The sequence below is a fragment of the Pseudomonas sp. P4_C1 genome (assembly GCF_056402155.1).
This window is the reverse complement of record NZ_JBFUHY010000008.1, coordinates 89,902-107,303: the sequence shown is the minus strand read 5'-3', so window position 1 is coordinate 107,303 and position 17,402 is coordinate 89,902. Positions and strand designations below refer to the sequence as shown.

Sequence of the window (17,402 nt, the reverse complement as noted above, 5' to 3'; positions counted from 1 at the left end):
ATCCTTTAAATAATGAATGTTATAAGCCCCGGTTTTTACCGGTGCGCAAGGTCGGGTGTTTCCCTCAAGGCCATATGACGTCATAGCCAAATTCGTTTTTATTGCCAGACAGCTTCAGCATCGGTTTACCCGCGGCCTCCACTTCATCGATCAATTGGTCGTATTCATGTTTGTTGGCGTGACCCGCATGGGTAGCGGCTTCGATACGTGCGCCGCGACTGCCGGCTTGCGCCTCGATGTCGTATACCTTTGCGCCCTTTGTCAGGGCTGAGTTCAACAGCCAGATACGCTCTGCCTCCAGCCCCTTTTTAGTCACCGAAATCAATCCTTCGTAGTCATCGTCGGGAAACCAGGTGGGCGGCGTGTCGCGGGCCGCTGAATTGAAACTGTGGTTTTCTTCATGCGGGACCACTTCCAGGTTGCGGGTGTCCAGCGCATACAAAAACATTTCCGTTTGCCGCGCTCTGGTGCTTTGGTAATTGCGTTCATGATCCCAGGGGATCGGACTTCCCGCATCCGACCATTCGGAAGATTCGCTGCTGTCCGTATCGCTTGCATTGCTTGCATCACTGTCCGAATCGTCAGTGTTTCGTCCTGGGTATTTGTTGGTTTGCGAGTTGAATCGCAAGTACTCGGGATCGGGGGTTGAGGCGTACATCAGGCCCTCATTGAGGCTGAAGGTGGCGCTCATCGGCTTATGGGTGGTGGCGCCGGGGTGGTGCGCATAGCGAGGCAGCATGGCGCCGTCGTTCGCCACTTCGAACGGGGTGCGCTCGTCGCCCCTGAACAGAGCCGGTATGTCCGTTCGATACAGACAGTTGTTCTTGTTACGCCGATAGCCCAGTTTCGCCAGCAGCGCCTCGCGCAATGCGGGGGTCAGGCTGGTCTCGGGGTCATAGCCGTCATGCCGGGCATCACGCTTGAGATTCAGCTCATTGATGGCGTCTCGGCTGAATTGATCGAGGTAAAGTGGATTGCCAACGTCTTCAGTCATGCGTTTGTGCGCTAGTGCCCATGGCGGCAATGTCAGCTCGGTCTGCAGGTGCTGTTGCAGGCGAGACAGTTGGCTCGGCAGCAGGTTGTAGGATTGCAAGAGCGCCTGGCGTTCGTTCGAGGTCAGGGTCGGGTGCAGCCAGCGCAGTGAATCTCGCAGCAGGTTGACGACCGGGTCCTCCGTTACATTGGGTTCGACCCACTGTGGGGGCTTGCCCGAGGCTTGTGCTTCGCTGCGGAAGCGCTCGATATCCCGACCGTGAATCCCGTAGAGCTCCCAGATCTCCCGGTCGGTCCAGTGTGTCAGGTGGGTGGGTTGCGAGCCGAATCCTCCTGCGGGAGGGTCGACCTCAATCCAGTTTCCGTAACGATCCTTGAACGCAAACCGTGTGTCCGATTGATTCGACCCCGACCTTGGCTTGAACTCGTGATAACCCTGGGCATCCGGCGAGCGCATCGATGCGGTGTACAGTCTTTGATTGATGTAGGTTGGCGTGTCCGAAGATCGTGGTCGTTTCGGTACGACCATTGTCGCAGGCTGCTCGCTCGATGATGGCGCGGGTCGCTTCGTCGCGGTGCCACTGCCTGTCTGGAAGTCATCGCCGGTAACAGGTTTTTCACTGATCTGCGCTGTCAGGCGCCAGGTGGAACCTGTTTCGTTTTTATAAAGGATCGGGCCGGACGGATGTTGCTCCGTCAGTAACTTCATTCGATAGACACCGAGTTTTGCATCCAGATCGACATGAGCGGTCTGTAAAACGCCGCCATCGTCTACATCGACAAATTTGCGCCCGACGATGTAGCGCAAGCCGTCTGCATCCGGTGCTTGCATGCCGCGCAGAAAGTTCGCAGATAACCAGTATTTGGTCAATGATGTATCGCTCTGCGAAGAATCGGTTATTGTTCGAGTCGGCAAATCGGTTATTTCAATGGCAGGGTGGACAGGTGGATCAATGTCCGGGCGAGTTGCAAGACCATTATTGGACCTCAAAGGAGCAGTGGCGTCGGCAGGCCAGGTTCTATGGGGCACGAATATTGAAGTGCTCGAATCAGGCCTTATTGTTGGCTCGTTCGTTGATACCGGTTTATTCGGAGTTGTTACGGGTGGCTTGCGGGGTGTTTTGGGACTCATGGCAAACTCGCTTATAAAATAAAATTGATAAGTTATGTTGATCCGCCTGATGGCATTTTTGGTGAATATGAAAAAGCGATAAGTTAGTAGTTACATTGTTGAAATATGGATTGTGCGTGGTTCACGACAAAGTGGGTTTTAATGTAATTGATTTTTCAGGTCGTGAAAGGTGAAGACTTTGGAAGTGACGGGAAAATATGTAACTTCGATTATTAGTCAGGCGGATGTTCAGCGAAGACGCGGCCGCGTCGCAATCAGGCAACTCGCGAGATCAAGCACCACGCTTGTCGGAGAATTCCTTGAAGCGTGGCGAAGAAGGGACTCTGTTGCTGTGAGTCGATAGACTGGCGAACCCGTGATGTCAGTAGGCGTACCGCAACATTGCAGGGGGCAGATGACGCAAGGCGAAAAAACTGAACAATGCCAACAGTGCCGGCAGGATCAGCCACCAGACCTTGAAGGGCATGGCATTGAGGGACGTCTGGCGTTGGCTCAGCCACAAGCTCACGGCACACACGCACGCTGCCAGCATGGCGCCGGCCAGCACGTCGGTGGGCCAATGTGCGCCGAGATAAACCCGGGACAAGGCGATCGACAGTGCCGGCAGGCAGGCCAGCAGCAGCCAGGTCAGGCGCATACGCGGGGGCTGTCCGCGACCGGCGAGTACCCCAAGGGTCAGAAACAAGGCAAACGCCCCCGAAGCGTGGCCACTGGGCATGCTGTAGCTGGTCAAGGGGTCGCTGAGCACTTCCGGGCGTACCCGGGCGAAGAAGTTCTTGGTCGCGGTATTGGCCAGGGCGGTGCAGAGCAGGGTGCCGCCGGCAAACAGCGCCTGGCGCCATTGTCGGCACAGCAATAGCAGGCCGGTGAGCAGGGCACTGAACAGCAGCATGTTGCGGAACTCACCGATCAGGGTGAGTGTGATCGCGATTTCATCCAGCACGGGTTGGCGGTGTTCCTGCACCAGCGTCATCACGCCTTGATCGAGTGCCGTCAGGTACGGATAGCCGATGAACAGGCCGATCAGAATCAACAGGCTCATGCTGCCGATCCAGATGGTTGCGCGACGGTGGCGGCGCAGGCTGCTGTTGACGCTGAGTCCGATCATCACCGCAATACTGCCTGCGACAATTCCGGCTTCCAGCCAGAACCCTTCAGGCAATGGCAGGCGCAAGGCCGCCCCGGTGGCCCAACCCGGCAGCAGATAAGCCAGGCTCCAGCCGGCGGCGGCCAGCAGGCTGACAGCAGCGAAGCGCGGGAAGGGCATGTCGCACATCCCGGCGACCATTGGCAACATCGGTCGCAGCGGGCCGATGAAGCGACCGACCAACAGGCTGGCAATGCCGTAGCGCTGGAAATAGCTTTCAGCGCCGGCCATCCATTCAGGATGATGGCGCAACCCCGGTAGTCTTCGGATGTTCTGGTGGAAATGGCGCCCGAGGAAGTACGAGATCAGATCACCGAAAATCCCGCCGAGAAAGCCCAGCAACAAAGTTTCGCTCAGTGATAGCGCGCCGCTGCCGGCCAAAACGGCGACGGCGAACAGCAGCACGGTGCCTGGCACGATCAAGCCGGCAATCGCCAGGCACTCCACAAAGGCAACAATGAAGACCGCAGCAGCCAGCCACTGCGGATTGGCCGCCAGCCATCCGGTCACGCTATCGAGCCATGGGCCCATAAAACCACTCCATCAAAACTTCAATTGATCCCAAAGGATGCAGGCAATCTTCAGCAGCACTCAGTTCCCCCTTGTGGGATTTCATTTGTCGCGGATTTAGCGCATATCAGGGCCGCAAGAAATAATCCCGGCCTTCGACCTGGCCGCGTCGCAGCGGGTTGCGCGTACACCATTGCGCGTAGGTCGCGTCGACAAAGCGGTACATCAGGTGCTCATCACGGCCATGGGGAATGCCCAGGCGTGTGGTTTGAATGATGTGCGAAGGCGCCGGCCCGGTGTCTTCTACCAGAAGAACGTCATGATCGAAACGCTTGGCATCCCACATCGGAACCTTCAACCCCAGTGCCTTGCACAGCAAGGTCTGCCCGGCGCAGAGTTTCTGCGATGGCCGCGCACGTCCTTGAGCATCGGGATTGTTCAGCAGCATCTGCGCAAGGCTCGCCGGCCCGCTGATTTCATCGACCCACGGATAAGCCGATTTGATCAGCACCGCATTGCCTGGCCCTTGAGCGCTGAAGTTCAGCGAATCGCCGCCACGGGCGTAATACATATAGATGTGGCCGCCATCCAGAAATAAAGCCTTACGCTTTTCCGTGTAGCCCAGCGAGGCGTGGCTGCCTTTTTCCGCGCAGTAATAGGCTTCGGTTTCGATGATCCGCGCGCTCAGCCACAGATCGCCGACCCGATGACGGATGACTTTACCGAGCAGATCCTGCGCCAGCATTTGCGCATCTCGGTCGAAAAAGGCATCCGGTAAGCCCAGCGGCAGGCGCTCGGCGCGGTTGCGAACGGTCAGATTGGACATGGCAGGCAACGTTTATCCAGACTGAAGAGGTCGTGATGATAACAATGCACGGCTTAATTGGGCCTGAACGCTGGCGAATCAGCGTTCATTTCGACCATCCGCCCGTCACCGCTGTTAGTCCCGGGACGCGACAGCTATAATCTGCCGCTTTCCTCTTTGCCAAGACCCCAGCAGACCATGACTGAGTCCGTTCTTGACTATATGACCCGATTGGGTCGCGCCGCCCGTGAAGCCTCCCGGGTCATCGGCCGTGCCAGCACCGCGCAGAAAAACCGCGCCTTGCAGGCTGCTGCCAATGCCCTGGACGCCGCTCGCGCCGAGCTTGCAGCAGCCAATGAACAGGATCTGGCTGCCGGTCGTGCCAATGGTCTGGAGCCAGCGTTGCTGGAGCGTCTGGAACTGACCCCGGCACGCATCGACGGCATGATCGTCGGTCTGCGTCAGGTTGCTGCGCTGCCGGATCCGGTCGGTGCGATCCGCGACATGAGCTTCCGTCCGTCGGGCATTCAGGTCGGCAAGATGCGCGTGCCACTGGGCGTGATCGGGATCATCTACGAATCCCGTCCTAACGTGACCATCGATGCCGCCAGCTTGTGCCTGAAGTCCGGCAACGCGACCATCCTGCGCGGTGGCTCCGAAGCGATTAATTCCAACCGGGCGATTGCCGCGTGCATTCAGCGCGGTCTGGCCGAAGCAGAGTTGCCGGCCGCCGTGGTGCAAGTGGTCGAAACCACCGATCGCGCGGCCGTCGGCGCGCTGATCACCATGCCTGAATACGTCGATGTCATCGTGCCGCGCGGCGGTCGTGGCCTGATCGAACGTGTCAGCCGTGACGCCCGCGTACCGGTAATCAAGCACCTGGACGGCATTTGCCACGTTTACGTGAGTGAACACGCCGATCTGGCCAAGGCCCAGCGCATTGCGTTCAATGCCAAGACTTACCGTTACGGCATCTGCGGTGCCATGGAAACGCTGCTGGTGGATCAAACCGTCGCCAGGGATTTCCTGCCGGCGATGGCGGCACAGTTCCGCGAAAAAGGCGTCGAACTGCGCGGTTGTGAACGTACCCGGGCAATCATCGATGCCGTGGTCGCCACTGAAGAAGACTGGAGCACCGAATACCTGGCGCCGATTCTGTCGATCCGTGTAGTCGACGGAATGGACCAGGCCATCAAGCACATCAACCACTACGGTTCCCATCACACCGATTCGATTGTCAGCGAACACCAGGGCGAAACCCGGCGTTTCGTGGCTGAAGTCGACTCCTCGTCGGTGATGATCAATACCCCGACATGCTTCGCCGATGGCTTCGAATACGGATTGGGTGCCGAGATCGGCATTTCTACTGATAAGCTGCACGCCCGCGGCCCGGTGGGCCTCGAAGGGTTGACCTGCGAGAAGTACATCGTGGTCGGCGACGGGCAGTTGCGCGGACAGGAGCCAGCCTGACTTGGGCGACTTAGACCTGCCAGCCCCGATCGCCGTCAGCGAGCCAGTGCCTTGCCGCATTGGCGTGCTGGGCGGAACGTTCGACCCGGTGCACATCGGCCATTTGCGTGGTGCGCTGGAAGTCGCCGAAACACTGGCGCTCGATGAACTGCGACTGACACCCAGTGCCAGGCCGCCCCATCGGGATACGCCGCAGGTGTCAGCCAAAGACCGTCTGGCGATGGTCGAGTGCGCGGTAGCCGGTGTGGCGCCGTTGGTGGTGGACGCCCGCGAATTGCAGCGGGACAAACCGTCCTACACCATTGATACCCTGGAGCTGATGCGCGCCGAACTGGCCGCCGAGACCCAGGTTTTTCTGCTTTTGGGCTGGGACGCTTTTTGCGGCCTGCCCACTTGGCACCGCTGGGAAGAGTTGCTCCAGCATTGCCATATCCTGGTGTTGCAACGCCCGGATGCCGACAGCGAACCGCCGGATGCCTTGCGCAACCTGCTGGCAGCGCGCTCGGTGAGCGACCCGCTGGCCCTCAAGGGGCCGAGCGGACAGATTGCATTCGTCTGGCAGACACCGCTCGCGGTATCCGCCACCCAGATCCGTCAACTGCTGGCCAGCGGTAAGTCGGTACGTTTCCTGGTGCCCGACGCGGTCCTGGCCTACATCGATGCGCACGGTCTCTACCGTGCGTCGAACTGAATAGGAGTGCTTCAAGGCACGTGGCAACAACGTGTATCGAAGCCCCGAACATACGAGCAAAACGAGTTTTATATGACGAGCAACAACGAAACCAAAGTAAAACGCAAAGGCACGTTCAAGAGCGCCCCGCTGCCTGAGAAAGTCCTCGCTGCCGAGCCGCCTAAAGGCGACGAGCTGGTCAAGATCGCCGTAGCCGCCCTGGAAGACGTCAAGGCCCAGGACGTGCTGGTGATCGATGTTCGCGACAAGCAGAGCATCACCGACTACATGATCATCGCCACCGGTACCTCCAACCGCCAGATCGGCGCGATGCTGGACAAGGTCCGCGAAGCGGTCAAAGCCCTGGGCATCAAGCCGCTGGGTGAAGAAGGCAAGGGCGATAGCGACTGGGTGCTGCTGGACATGGACGACGTGATCGTCCACATGATGACTTCCAATGCACGCCAGTTCTACGACCTGGAGCGCCTGTGGAAAGGTGCCGAGCAGAGCCGCGCGGCCGATGGCAAACACCACAGCCCTGAAGTTGGTCACGAGCACTTCAACAAGCTCAACAAAGACCAGGAATAAGGGACCGCTGTGCGACTGCGACTGATCGCCGTCGGTTCACGCATGCCCAAATGGGTGGAAGAAGGCTGGCATGAATATGCCAAGCGTCTTCCGTCCGAGCTGGCGCTGGAACTGGTGGAAATACCGCTCAATACCCGTGGCAAGAACGCCGACGTGGCTCGCTTCATCCGTCAGGAAGGCGAAGCCATGCTGGCCAAGGTCGGGCCGAACGAGCGGATTGTCACTCTCGAAGTCCACGGCAAGCCCTGGAGCACCGAGCAGCTGGCGGTCGAGCTCGATCGCTGGCGGCTGGACTCGCGTACGGTCAACTTCATGGTCGGCGGCCCCGAAGGGCTGGCGCCGGAAGTCTGTGCCCGGGCTGACCAGCGCTGGTCGTTGTCGCCGCTGACCTTGCCGCACCCGCTGGTGCGGATCCTGATCGGCGAACAGTTGTACCGTGCCTGGACCGTGCTGTCCGGTCACCCTTACCACAAGTAGCTCTGCCCTCATGTCCCAGCCGATCCGCATCAAGGACCACGAAAAAGACGCCCGTCTGGTGCGTGGCCGCGTCGTGTTCGGGGCCATTGCAGTGGTGGCGCTGATTGGCGTGCTGATCGCGCGCCTGTATTTCCTGCAGGTGATCCAGTACGAGTACCACTCGACCCTGTCGGAAAACAACCGCGTCCATGTGCAGCCGATTCCGCCGCCCCGTGGCTTGATTTTCGACCGCAATGGCGTGGTGATTGCCGATAACCGGCCGAGTTTCAGCCTGAGCATGACCCGCGAGCGTTCCGGCGACTGGCAGCAGGTGCTCGACGTGATCGTCGAAGTGCTGCAACTGACGCCCGAGGACCGGGTGATCTTCGAGAAGCGCATGCGTCAGGGCCGCCGGCCGTTCGAGCCGGTGCCGATCCTGTTTGAGCTGACCGAAGAGCAGATTGCGCGCATCGCCGTGAACCAGTTCCGCCTGCCAGGCGTAGAAGTGGTCGCGCAACTGGTCCGTCACTATCCGCAGGGTGCGCATTTTGCGCACTCGGTGGGTTACATGGGGCGGATCAACGAGAAAGAGTTGAAGACTCTGGATCCGGTGAGTTACAGCGGCACCCATCAAATTGGCAAAACCGGCATCGAGCGTTTCTACGAGCCTGAATTGCACGGCCAGGTGGGTTACGAGGAAGTCGAGACCAACGCCCGGGGCCGCGTATTGCGCGTGCTCAAGCGTACCGATCCGATTCCCGGCAAGGACATCGTCCTGAGCCTGGACATCAAATTGCAGGAAGCCGCCGAAGCTGCGCTGGGTGGTCGTCGTGGTGCGGTGGTAGCGCTGGACCCGAAAACCGGTGAAGTGCTGGCGATGGTCAGCCAGCCGAGTTTCGACCCGAACCTGTTCGTCACCGGCATCAGCTCCAGGGCCTATTCCGAGCTGCGCGATTCCATCGACCGGCCGTTGTTCAACCGCGTGCTGCGTGGCCTGTACCCGCCGGGCTCGACCATCAAGCCGGCGGTGGCGATTGCCGGCCTGGATTCCGGCGTGGTGACCGCTTCGACCCGAGTGTTCGACCCTGGTTACTACATGCTGCCCAACTACGACCATAAATACCGTAACTGGAACCGTACCGGCGACGGTTTTGTCGACCTCGATACGGCGATCATGCGTTCTAACGACACCTACTTCTATGACCTGGCCCACAAGCTGGGGATCGATCGGTTGTCGTCGTATCTGTCCAAGTTCGGCATCGGTCAGAAGGTTTCCCTGGATATGTTCGAGGAGTCGCCGGGTCTGATGCCGACCCGCGAATGGAAGCGTGCGACCCGCCGGCAGGCTTGGTTCCCGGGTGAAACGCTGATTCTGGGGATCGGTCAGGGCTACATGCAATCGACCCCGTTGCAACTGGCCCAGGCCACCACACTGGTGGCCAACAAAGGCATCTGGAATCGTCCGCACCTGGCCAGGACCATCGAAGGCGAGAAGCCAGTGGACCCTAACCCGATGCCGGACATTATCCTGCGCGACCCGTCGGACTGGACCAAGGTCAACCACGGCATGCAGCAGGTTATGCATGGTGCCCGGGGTACGGCGCGCAAAGCCTCGATCGGCGCGCAATACCGAATCGCCGGCAAGTCGGGTACGGCCCAGGTGGTCGCGATCAAGCAGGGTGAAAAGTACGACCGCTCCAAGGTCCAGGAGCGTCACCGTGACCACGCCTTGTTCGTCGGCTTCGCGCCGGCCGACGACCCGAAAATCGTGGTGTCGGTGATGGTCGAGAACGGCGAGTCCGGCTCCGGCGTCGCAGCTCCTGTGGTGCGTCAAGTCATGGATGCCTGGCTCCTGGACCAGGACGGTCGGTTGAAGCCCGAATACGCCAGCCCTATCAGTGCAGAGGCTACCGCCCGTGATGAATAACTTCGATCGCATGCTCTCCAGCGAGGATGTGATGCGTCGCCGTGCGACGCTGCTGCAACGCCTGCACATCGACGGCCCATTGTTGATCCTGCTGCTGACTCTCGCCGCCGGCAGCCTGTTCGTGCTGTATTCGGCCAGTGGCAAAAGCTGGGATCTGCTGGGCAAGCAAGCCACTTCGTTCGGCATCGGCCTGGTGTCGATGATCGTCATCGCCCAGTTCGAGCCGCGCTTCATGGCGCGCTGGGTGCCGCTGGGCTACGTGGTCGGGGTAATGCTGTTGCTGGTGGTGGACATCATGGGCCACAACGCCATGGGCGCCACCCGCTGGATCAACATTCCCGGGGTGATCCGCTTCCAGCCCTCGGAATTCATGAAAATCCTGATGCCGGCGACGATCGCCTGGTACTTGTCCAAACGCACCTTGCCGCCCCAGCTCAAGCATGTGGGCGTCAGCCTGATGCTGATCGGCGTGCCGTTCATTCTGATCGTGCGTCAACCGGACCTCGGCACTTCGCTGCTGATCCTGGCCGGCGGCGCTTTCGTATTGTTCATGGGTGGCTTGCGCTGGCGCTGGATCCTCGGCGTACTGGCCGCCGCCGTGCCCGTGGCGGTTGCCATGTGGTTCTTCATCATGCACGACTACCAGAAGCAGCGAATTCTGACGTTCCTCGATCCGGAGAGCGATCCGCTTGGTACGGGCTGGAACATCATCCAGTCCAAGGCCGCCATCGGTTCCGGCGGTGTGTTCGGCAAGGGCTGGTTGCTGGGCACCCAGTCGCACCTGGACTTCCTGCCGGAAAGCCACACCGACTTCATCATTGCAGTAATGGGTGAAGAATTCGGCCTGGTGGGGATCTGCGCGCTGTTGCTGATCTACCTGCTGTTGATCGGCCGCGGACTGGTGATTACCGCCCAGGCGCAGACATTGTTCGGCAAGTTGCTCGCGGGCAGCCTGACCATGACGTTTTTTGTTTATGTTTTCGTCAACATCGGTATGGTCAGTGGCCTGTTGCCGGTGGTGGGGGTGCCGTTGCCGTTCATTAGCTACGGAGGAACTTCGCTGGTGACGCTGCTGTCAGCGTTTGGGGTTTTGATGTCGATCCATACCCATCGCAAGTGGATCGCACAGGTTTGAATAAGGTGAAACTTTCAATGCAAGTAATGCGTGGCTGGGTGACTCGGTATGCGCCATGGGTCGGCCTGGTAAGCATCCTTGGCACCGTGCAGGAAGCGTTGGCCGGCGACTACGAAGGCTCACCCCAGGTGGCCGAATTCGTCGGTGAAATGACCCGCGACTATGGTTTCGCCGGTGAACAATTGATGGGCGTGTTCCGCGAAGCCGAGCGCAAGCAGTCGATTCTGGACGCCATTTCGAAACCCGCCGAACGGGTCAAGCAGTGGAGCGAATATCGCCCGATGTTCATCACCGATGCGCGCATAGCCCGGGGTGTGGATTTCTGGCGTCAGCACGAAGCGGTGTTGGCCCGTGCCGAGCAGGAATACGGCGTTCCGGCCCAGGTGATAGTCTCGATCATCGGCGTTGAAACCTTTTTCGGCCGTAATACCGGAAATTTCCGGGTGATCGATGCCTTGTCGACCCTGGGTTTCGACTATCCTCCCCGTGCCGAGTTTTTCCGCAAGGAATTGCGTGAGTTCCTGCTGCTGGCCCGCGAAGAGCAGGTCGATCCGTTGACGCTCAAAGGCTCTTACGCCGGCGCAATGGGGTTGCCGCAATTCATGCCGAGCAGTTTCCGCGCCTATGCGGTGGATTTCGACGGTGATGGCCATATCAACATCTGGACCAACCCCGACGATGCCATTGGTAGTGTCGCCAGTTACTTCAAGCGTCATGGCTGGGGCGCCGGCGAACCGGTGGTCAGCCGTGCCGATGTCCGTGGCGATCAGGTCGACGAGGGTTTGACCGCAGGAATCGAACCAACGAAAACCGTCGGGGAGTTGCGAGCCCTGGGGTGGTCAAGTCATGATGCGCTGCGCGATGATATGCCGGTTACCGCTTTCCGCCTGGAAGGCGACAATGGCTCCGAGTACTGGATGGGCCTGAAGAATTTTTACGCGATCACGCGTTATAACCGCAGCGTGATGTACGCCATGGCCGTACATCAACTGTCTGAACAGCTGGTCCAAGCACGGGGCGTCAAGTAATGCGGGCATTGCCTATCAATAAACCCCTGAAGTTGATGGCATTCGCCGCGTTGGCTGTGCTGGTCGCCAGTTGTTCGACCAGCCGCGCGCCAGCCCAGAAGTCCACCACCGCCGTGCGCTCGACGCCGGGGCTGGACATCAACCGTGCCCACAAGGATGGCGCGCCATGGTGGGATGTCGATGTGTCGCGCATCCCGGACGCCACGCCGACCCTGCATACCGGCCCGTACAAGGCCAGCCCGTACTCGGTACTGGGCAAAACCTATTTTCCGTTGCAAGAATCCAAGACGTACGTGCAGTCGGGTACGGCGTCCTGGTATGGCACCAAGTTCCATGGTCAGAACACCGCCAACGGCGAAGTCTATGACCTGTACGGCATGAGTGCCGCACACAAGACCTTACCGCTGCCGAGTTACGTTCGGGTGACCAACCTGGACAACAACAAGAGCGTGATCCTGCGCGTCAACGATCGTGGGCCGTTCTACTCGGACCGGATCATCGACCTGTCATACGCGGCCGCCAAGAAACTCGGTTATGCCGAGACCGGTACCGCGCGGGTCAAGGTCGAGGGCATCGATCCACAACAGTGGTGGGCCGCCAAGGGCCGTCCGGCGCCTTTAATGCTCAACGAGCCGCAAGTCGCGCAGAATAGCGCCCCGGTGATCACGGCCTCGGCCGGCACCGTCGAGCAATGGACACCACCGCCGCAGCAACACGCCGCAGCCGTTGTGCCCGTACAACTTGCTGACGCAAAAAAAAACGCTTCTGCACCAGCCTCTGGCCAGTATCTGCAGGTGGGCGCGTTCGCCAACCCGGACGCTGCAGAACTCCTGAGATCGAAGCTCAGCGGGATGGTGAGCGCTCCGGTGTTCATCAGCTCGATCGTGCGCAATCAGCAGACCCTGCATCGGGTTCGCCTGGGCCCGATCGGATCGCCGGGTGAAATCCAGCAGGTGCAGAACAGTGTGCGCCTGGCCAATCTCGGTTCGCCAAGTGTTGTGACTGAGTAAAACGTAGAACTTGATTGACGGTTCGTCTGCAGTTTTGGGGGATGAACCAGGTTGTTGGCTCGTCGAAGAACAAAAGCCCGGCAAAGGGTGGCTGGAGTGAGCAACTGAACACGCGATGACTCGTTAGAAAGTCATCTGATTAAATTTTGCCTTCGGGCAGTTTCCATTAGCGATTTCGAGAGACGGATGAACATCACCACCTTTGCCAAACGCCTGTGCCTTCTAGTCCCGCTGCTCCTCTCTCCAGCCGCCTTCGCGGTCGAGATGATGCCGTCGCCACCGCAACTGGCTGCCAAGGCCTACGTGCTCATGGATGCCAGCAGCGGCAACGTGCTGGTCGAGAACAATGGTGATCAGCGTCTGCCGCCGGCCAGCCTGACCAAGCTGATGACCGCGTACATCGCGACCCTGGAAATCCGTCGCGGCCAGATCGGCGAAAACGATCCGGTGACCGTCAGCGAAAACGCCTGGCGTACCGGCGGTTCGCGGATGTTCATCAAGGTCGGTTCGCAGGTCACTGTCAGCGACCTGCTGCACGGCATCATCATCCAGTCGGGCAACGACGCCAGCGTCGCGCTCTCCGAGCACATCGCCGGCAGCGAAGACGCTTTCGCCGACCTGATGAACAAGACCGTCGCCGACCTGGGCATGACCAACACCCACTTCATGAACCCGACCGGCTTGCCAAACCCTGAGCACTATTCGTCGGCTCACGACATGGCTGTGCTGGCCCGCGCGATCATCCACGAAGACCCGGCTCACTACGCGATCTACTCGCAGAAAGAGTTCTTCTGGAACGGCATCAAGCAACCGAACCGTAACCTGCTGCTGTGGCGCGACAAGACCGTCGATGGCCTGAAAACCGGCCACACCGACGAAGCCGGCTACTGCATGGTGTCTTCGGCCGTACGTGATGGCATGCGCCTGATCGCCGTGGTGTTCGGCACCAACAGCGAAGTGGCTCGTGCCGCAGAAACCCAGAAGCTGCTGACCTACGGTTTCCGCTTCTTCGAAACCCAGACCTTCTATCAGAAGGGCGCCGAGCTGGCTCAGGCTCCAGTCTGGAAGGGCTCCACGAACCAGGTCAAGGCTGGCCTGGCTGAAGACCTGACCATGACCCTGCCCAAAGGCCAGCTGAAAAAGCTCGCTGCCAGCATGACCATGAACCCGCAGCTGGTCGCGCCAATCGCCAAGGGCGACGTGATCGGTAAAGTCGAAGTGAAACTGGACGACAAGGTCGTGCACAGCGCTGATCTGATCGCTCTGGACGCTGTCGAGGAAGGTGGTATCTTCCGCCGCATGTGGGATAGCATCCGTCTATTCTTCTACGGCTTGTTCAACTGAATTTAGTGTGCACCTGCATGGCTCCGCGTTGATCTGGCGCGCAGCCATGCCCGTCGCCACGGCTTACGCTTACGAGGCCGTTACGCCATGACCGATACCGAAGTAAAGGCGCCAAAGATCGAATTCCCGGTCACTGACTATCCCGTTAAGGTAATCAGCGATACCGGTGTGGGCAACAAGGACAAGATCATCAAGATCGTCGAGAAACACGCCAAGATCAACGATGAGCGTGTTGACGAACGCCAGAGCAGCAACGGCAAATACACCACCATTCAGTTGCACATCGTCGCGACCGACCAGGACCAGCTGTACAACATCAACAGCGAACTGCGGGCCACCGGTTTCGTGCACATGGTGCTGTGATGTCTGGCGCGCTGGGCTTTCGCGAGCTCGGCCAGATGGCTTACGAGCCGGTCTGGCATGCCATGCAACGCTTCACCAACGAACGCGGCAGCGATGCCGCCGACGAGATCTGGCTGGTAGAGCATCCACCGGTGTTCACCCAGGGCCAGGCGGGCAAGGCCGAACATTTGCTGCTCCCCGGTGATATTCCGGTAGTGCAGGTCGATCGTGGTGGCCAGGTGACCTACCATGGGCCTGGCCAGTTGGTGGCTTATCTGCTGCTGGACGTGCGCAAGCTCGGGTTTGGTGTGCGCGATCTGGTCACCCGGATGGAGCAGTGCCTGATCGAGCTGCTGGCCAGTTACGGCGTAACCGCCGTGGCCAAACCCGATGCACCGGGTGTCTACGTCGACGGGGCGAAAATCGCCTCGCTGGGTCTGCGGATCCGCCATGGCTGCTCCTTTCATGGCCTGGCCCTGAACGTGGACATGAACCTGGAACCGTTTCGACGGATTAATCCCTGCGGCTATGCCGGGCTGGCGATGACCCAGCTGAGCGATCACGCAGGATCGATTGAATTTGCCGAGGTAAGTGCCCGGCTGCGCGCGCAGCTCGTCAAACACCTCGACTATGCTGAGCAGACGACCCTGACGGGCGGAATCGACTGATATGACTACTGATGCAGTGCAAACCATGATCCCGACGCTCGATGTCACCGAGCGCCCGGCCCCGCGTCCCAAGGTAGAAGCCGGCGTCAAGCTGCGCGGCGCCGAAAAGGTTGCACGCATCCCGGTGAAGATCATCCCGACTACGGAATTGCCGAAAAAGCCGGACTGGATTCGTGTCCGCATCCCGGTTTCACCGGAAGTCGACCGCATCAAGGCCCTGCTGCGCAAACACAAGCTGCACAGCGTGTGCGAAGAGGCGTCCTGCCCGAACCTGGGCGAGTGCTTCTCCGGCGGCACCGCGACCTTCATGATCATGGGTGACATCTGCACCCGTCGTTGCCCGTTCTGCGACGTCGGCCACGGCCGTCCGAAGCCACTGGACGTCAACGAGCCGGAAAGCCTGGCCATCGCCATCGCCGACCTGAAACTCAAGTACGTGGTGATCACCTCGGTGGACCGTGATGACCTGCGTGACGGCGGTGCCCAGCACTTTGCCGACTGCATCCGCGAAATCCGCAAACTGTCGCCGAATGTGCAGCTCGAAACCCTGGTCCCGGACTACCGTGGCCGCATGGACATCGCGCTGCAAATCACCGCTGCCGAGCCACCGGATGTGTTCAACCACAACCTGGAAACCGTGCCGCGCCTGTACAAGGCCGCGCGTCCGGGCTCGGACTACCAGTGGTCGCTGACCCTGCTGCAACGTTTCAAGCAGATGATGCCGCACATTCCGACCAAGTCCGGTCTGATGCTGGGCCTGGGCGAGACCGACGAAGAAGTCATCGAAGTCATGAAGCGCATGCGCGAACACGACATCGACATGCTGACCCTCGGCCAGTACCTGCAACCGTCCCGCAGCCACTTGCCGGTGCAGCGCTTCGTGCACCCGGACACCTTCGCCTGGTTCGCCGAGGAAGGCTACAAGATGGGCTTCAAGAACGTGGCGTCCGGTCCGTTGGTACGCTCTTCGTATCACGCTGACGAGCAGGCCAAGCTGGTCAAGGCCGAGCTGATGTCGTCCTGATTCTGCGCTGTGAAAAGTGCCCGCAAGGTTTAATCGGCCTTGCGGGCTTTTTTTGCCCGTCTGACAGTGATTTCGGCCCTTTCCTGCGAACGACGGGACGATTGATCCCCTTCTGTTTGTCGCCGTTCCTGACTAATGTGTGCTTGACGCTTCTACGCTGGGAGATCCATGGATGACCGCAAGACCTGACCCCACGCTCATGCCTCACACGCCTGTACCGGCGTTGCCGATGCAAGGGTTGATCGCCGTGATCGCGCCTGCCGGCCCTGCTGCGCTGGACACCGGCAAGGCCATAGCCTGGATGCGCGCACGTGGTTACTCGCTGCGGATATTTCCCGGGGTGTTCGAGAAGGATGGCTACCTCGCCGGCAGCGACGATGTACGACTCAATGACCTGCACGCCGCGTTCACCGACCCGGAGGTCGATGCCATCATTTGCCTGCGCGGCGGATACGGCACGCCTCGGTTGCTTGATCGCGTCGATTTCCAGTTGCTGYGCCACCACGCCAAGCCATTCATCGGCTACAGCGACATCACCGCGTTGCATTTGGCGATCAGCCGTTATGCGGGTTTTGTGACCTTCCATGGCCCGCTGCTCAACGCCGATCTGCTGGGTGAGCGGCTGCCACCTACCGAATCCTCTTTTTTTAACATGCTCCGTGGGCAATGCAGGGCCGGTAGCGTGCTCACGCATCCGATTGGCCGCCCGTTGACAACGATCGTACCGGGTGTCGCTCATGGGCGCCTGCTCGGTGGCAACCTGTCGATGATTGCCGCGACGATGGGTACGCCCTACCAGATCGATGCCGAGGGCGTCATTCTGTTCATCGAAGATATCAACGAGCCGCTGTATCGCATCGACCGGTTGCTGACCCATCTGCGTCTTGCGGGAACCCTGCACAAGCTGCGTGGGGTGCTGGTGGGGGACATCGCGGGAGTTGAGGTGGTCGCGCTGGAGCGCTTGCTCAAGCAGACGTTCGAGCCATTGCCGATTCCGGTGCTGTCCGGCTGGCGCAGTGGGCATTGCAACCCGAACCTGACGTTGCCGATGGGGGCGTTGGTGCGGCTGGATGCGGGGAACAAGGAGTTGCTGTTGGAACAGGATGTGGTTACCAGGCGCTAGATATTTTTCGCCTGTCAGGCAGTCATCGCG

General features: G+C 59.9%; 16 protein-coding genes. 13 read left to right on the top strand and 3 right to left on the bottom strand.

Translation table 11 applies throughout. From position 1 onward, the window contains the following. Nucleotides 1-64 precede the first annotated feature (64 nt). The 3 genes from AC1DU9_RS08215 to AC1DU9_RS08205 all read right to left on the bottom strand — a co-directional run bounded on the left by AC1DU9_RS08215 (nucleotide 65) and on the right by AC1DU9_RS08205 (nucleotide 4,608). A complete protein-coding gene (locus AC1DU9_RS08215) occupies nucleotides 65-1,864 on the bottom strand; it encodes a hypothetical protein (RefSeq protein ID WP_457265684.1) in 1,800 nt (599 codons plus the stop codon). Nucleotides 1,865-2,486: 622 nt separating this feature from the next. Then, nucleotides 2,487-3,803, bottom strand: coding sequence for a bifunctional DedA family/phosphatase PAP2 family protein (locus tag AC1DU9_RS08210; protein WP_223460893.1), 1,317 nt, complete (start codon nucleotides 3,801-3,803; stop codon nucleotides 2,487-2,489). 106 nt (nucleotides 3,804-3,909) lie between these two features. After that, a complete protein-coding gene (locus tag AC1DU9_RS08205) occupies nucleotides 3,910-4,608 on the bottom strand; it encodes a DNA-3-methyladenine glycosylase (protein WP_223460895.1) in 699 nt (232 codons plus the stop codon). 177 nt (nucleotides 4,609-4,785) lie between these two features. Here AC1DU9_RS08205 and AC1DU9_RS08200 point away from each other — a divergent pair, with 177 nt between their 5' ends. The 13 genes from AC1DU9_RS08200 to AC1DU9_RS08140 all read left to right on the top strand — a co-directional run bounded on the left by AC1DU9_RS08200 (nucleotide 4,786) and on the right by AC1DU9_RS08140 (nucleotide 17,372). Then, nucleotides 4,786-6,057: a glutamate-5-semialdehyde dehydrogenase gene (locus AC1DU9_RS08200; RefSeq protein ID WP_223460897.1), complete on the top strand. Its 1,272-nt coding sequence runs from the start codon at nucleotides 4,786-4,788 to the stop codon at nucleotides 6,055-6,057. A 1-nt stretch (nucleotide 6,058) separates the two neighbouring features. After that, on the top strand, nucleotides 6,059-6,748 hold the full coding sequence (gene nadD / locus AC1DU9_RS08195) for a nicotinate-nucleotide adenylyltransferase (RefSeq protein ID WP_263289728.1): 690 nt from the start codon (nucleotides 6,059-6,061) through the stop codon (nucleotides 6,746-6,748). A 72-nt stretch (nucleotides 6,749-6,820) separates the two neighbouring features. After that, nucleotides 6,821-7,315 carry a ribosome silencing factor gene (rsfS, locus tag AC1DU9_RS08190; protein WP_110658309.1) on the top strand — a complete coding sequence of 165 codons (495 nt, stop codon included), beginning with the start codon at nucleotides 6,821-6,823 and terminating at the stop codon, nucleotides 7,313-7,315. Nucleotides 7,316-7,324: 9 nt separating this feature from the next. Continuing rightward, the gene (gene rlmH / locus AC1DU9_RS08185; protein ID WP_003185785.1) at nucleotides 7,325-7,792 is read left to right on the top strand and encodes a 23S rRNA (pseudouridine(1915)-N(3))-methyltransferase RlmH; all 468 of its coding nucleotides are present in this window, start codon (nucleotides 7,325-7,327) and stop codon (nucleotides 7,790-7,792) included. Nucleotides 7,793-7,802: 10 nt separating this feature from the next. Next, nucleotides 7,803-9,698: a penicillin-binding protein 2 gene (mrdA, locus tag AC1DU9_RS08180; RefSeq protein WP_223460899.1), complete on the top strand. Its 1,896-nt coding sequence runs from the start codon at nucleotides 7,803-7,805 to the stop codon at nucleotides 9,696-9,698. Nucleotides 9,699-9,729: 31 nt separating this feature from the next. Beyond that, on the top strand, nucleotides 9,730-10,833 hold the full coding sequence (gene rodA, locus AC1DU9_RS08175) for a rod shape-determining protein RodA (protein WP_108216488.1): 1,104 nt from the start codon (nucleotides 9,730-9,732) through the stop codon (nucleotides 10,831-10,833). Between the two features lie 17 nt (nucleotides 10,834-10,850). Further along, nucleotides 10,851-11,861 carry a lytic murein transglycosylase B gene (mltB, locus tag AC1DU9_RS08170; protein ID WP_223460901.1) on the top strand — a complete coding sequence of 337 codons (1,011 nt, stop codon included), beginning with the start codon at nucleotides 10,851-10,853 and terminating at the stop codon, nucleotides 11,859-11,861. Further along, on the top strand, nucleotides 11,861-12,871 hold the full coding sequence (locus tag AC1DU9_RS08165) for a septal ring lytic transglycosylase RlpA family protein (protein WP_223460903.1): 1,011 nt from the start codon (nucleotides 11,861-11,863) through the stop codon (nucleotides 12,869-12,871). Before mltB ends, AC1DU9_RS08165 begins: the two co-directional genes overlap by 1 nt. 186 nt (nucleotides 12,872-13,057) lie before the next feature. Next, nucleotides 13,058-14,215: a D-alanyl-D-alanine carboxypeptidase family protein gene (locus AC1DU9_RS08160; RefSeq protein WP_223460905.1), complete on the top strand. Its 1,158-nt coding sequence runs from the start codon at nucleotides 13,058-13,060 to the stop codon at nucleotides 14,213-14,215. An 87-nt stretch (nucleotides 14,216-14,302) separates the two neighbouring features. Further along, nucleotides 14,303-14,578, top strand: a complete 276-nt coding sequence (locus AC1DU9_RS08155; RefSeq protein ID WP_007990615.1) for a DUF493 domain-containing protein — start codon at nucleotides 14,303-14,305, stop codon at nucleotides 14,576-14,578. Beyond that, nucleotides 14,578-15,225 (top strand): lipoyl(octanoyl) transferase LipB, encoded by a 648-nt coding sequence (gene lipB / locus AC1DU9_RS08150; RefSeq protein WP_223460907.1) that lies wholly within the window; start codon nucleotides 14,578-14,580, stop codon nucleotides 15,223-15,225. Before AC1DU9_RS08155 ends, lipB begins: the two co-directional genes overlap by 1 nt. A 25-nt stretch (nucleotides 15,226-15,250) precedes the next feature. Next, on the top strand, nucleotides 15,251-16,249 hold the full coding sequence (gene lipA / locus AC1DU9_RS08145) for a lipoyl synthase (protein ID WP_160385797.1): 999 nt from the start codon (nucleotides 15,251-15,253) through the stop codon (nucleotides 16,247-16,249). Between the two features lie 172 nt (nucleotides 16,250-16,421). Then, a complete protein-coding gene (locus tag AC1DU9_RS08140; RefSeq protein WP_477809991.1) occupies nucleotides 16,422-17,372 on the top strand; it encodes a S66 peptidase family protein in 951 nt (316 codons plus the stop codon). Nucleotides 17,373-17,402: the final 30 nt, after the last annotated feature.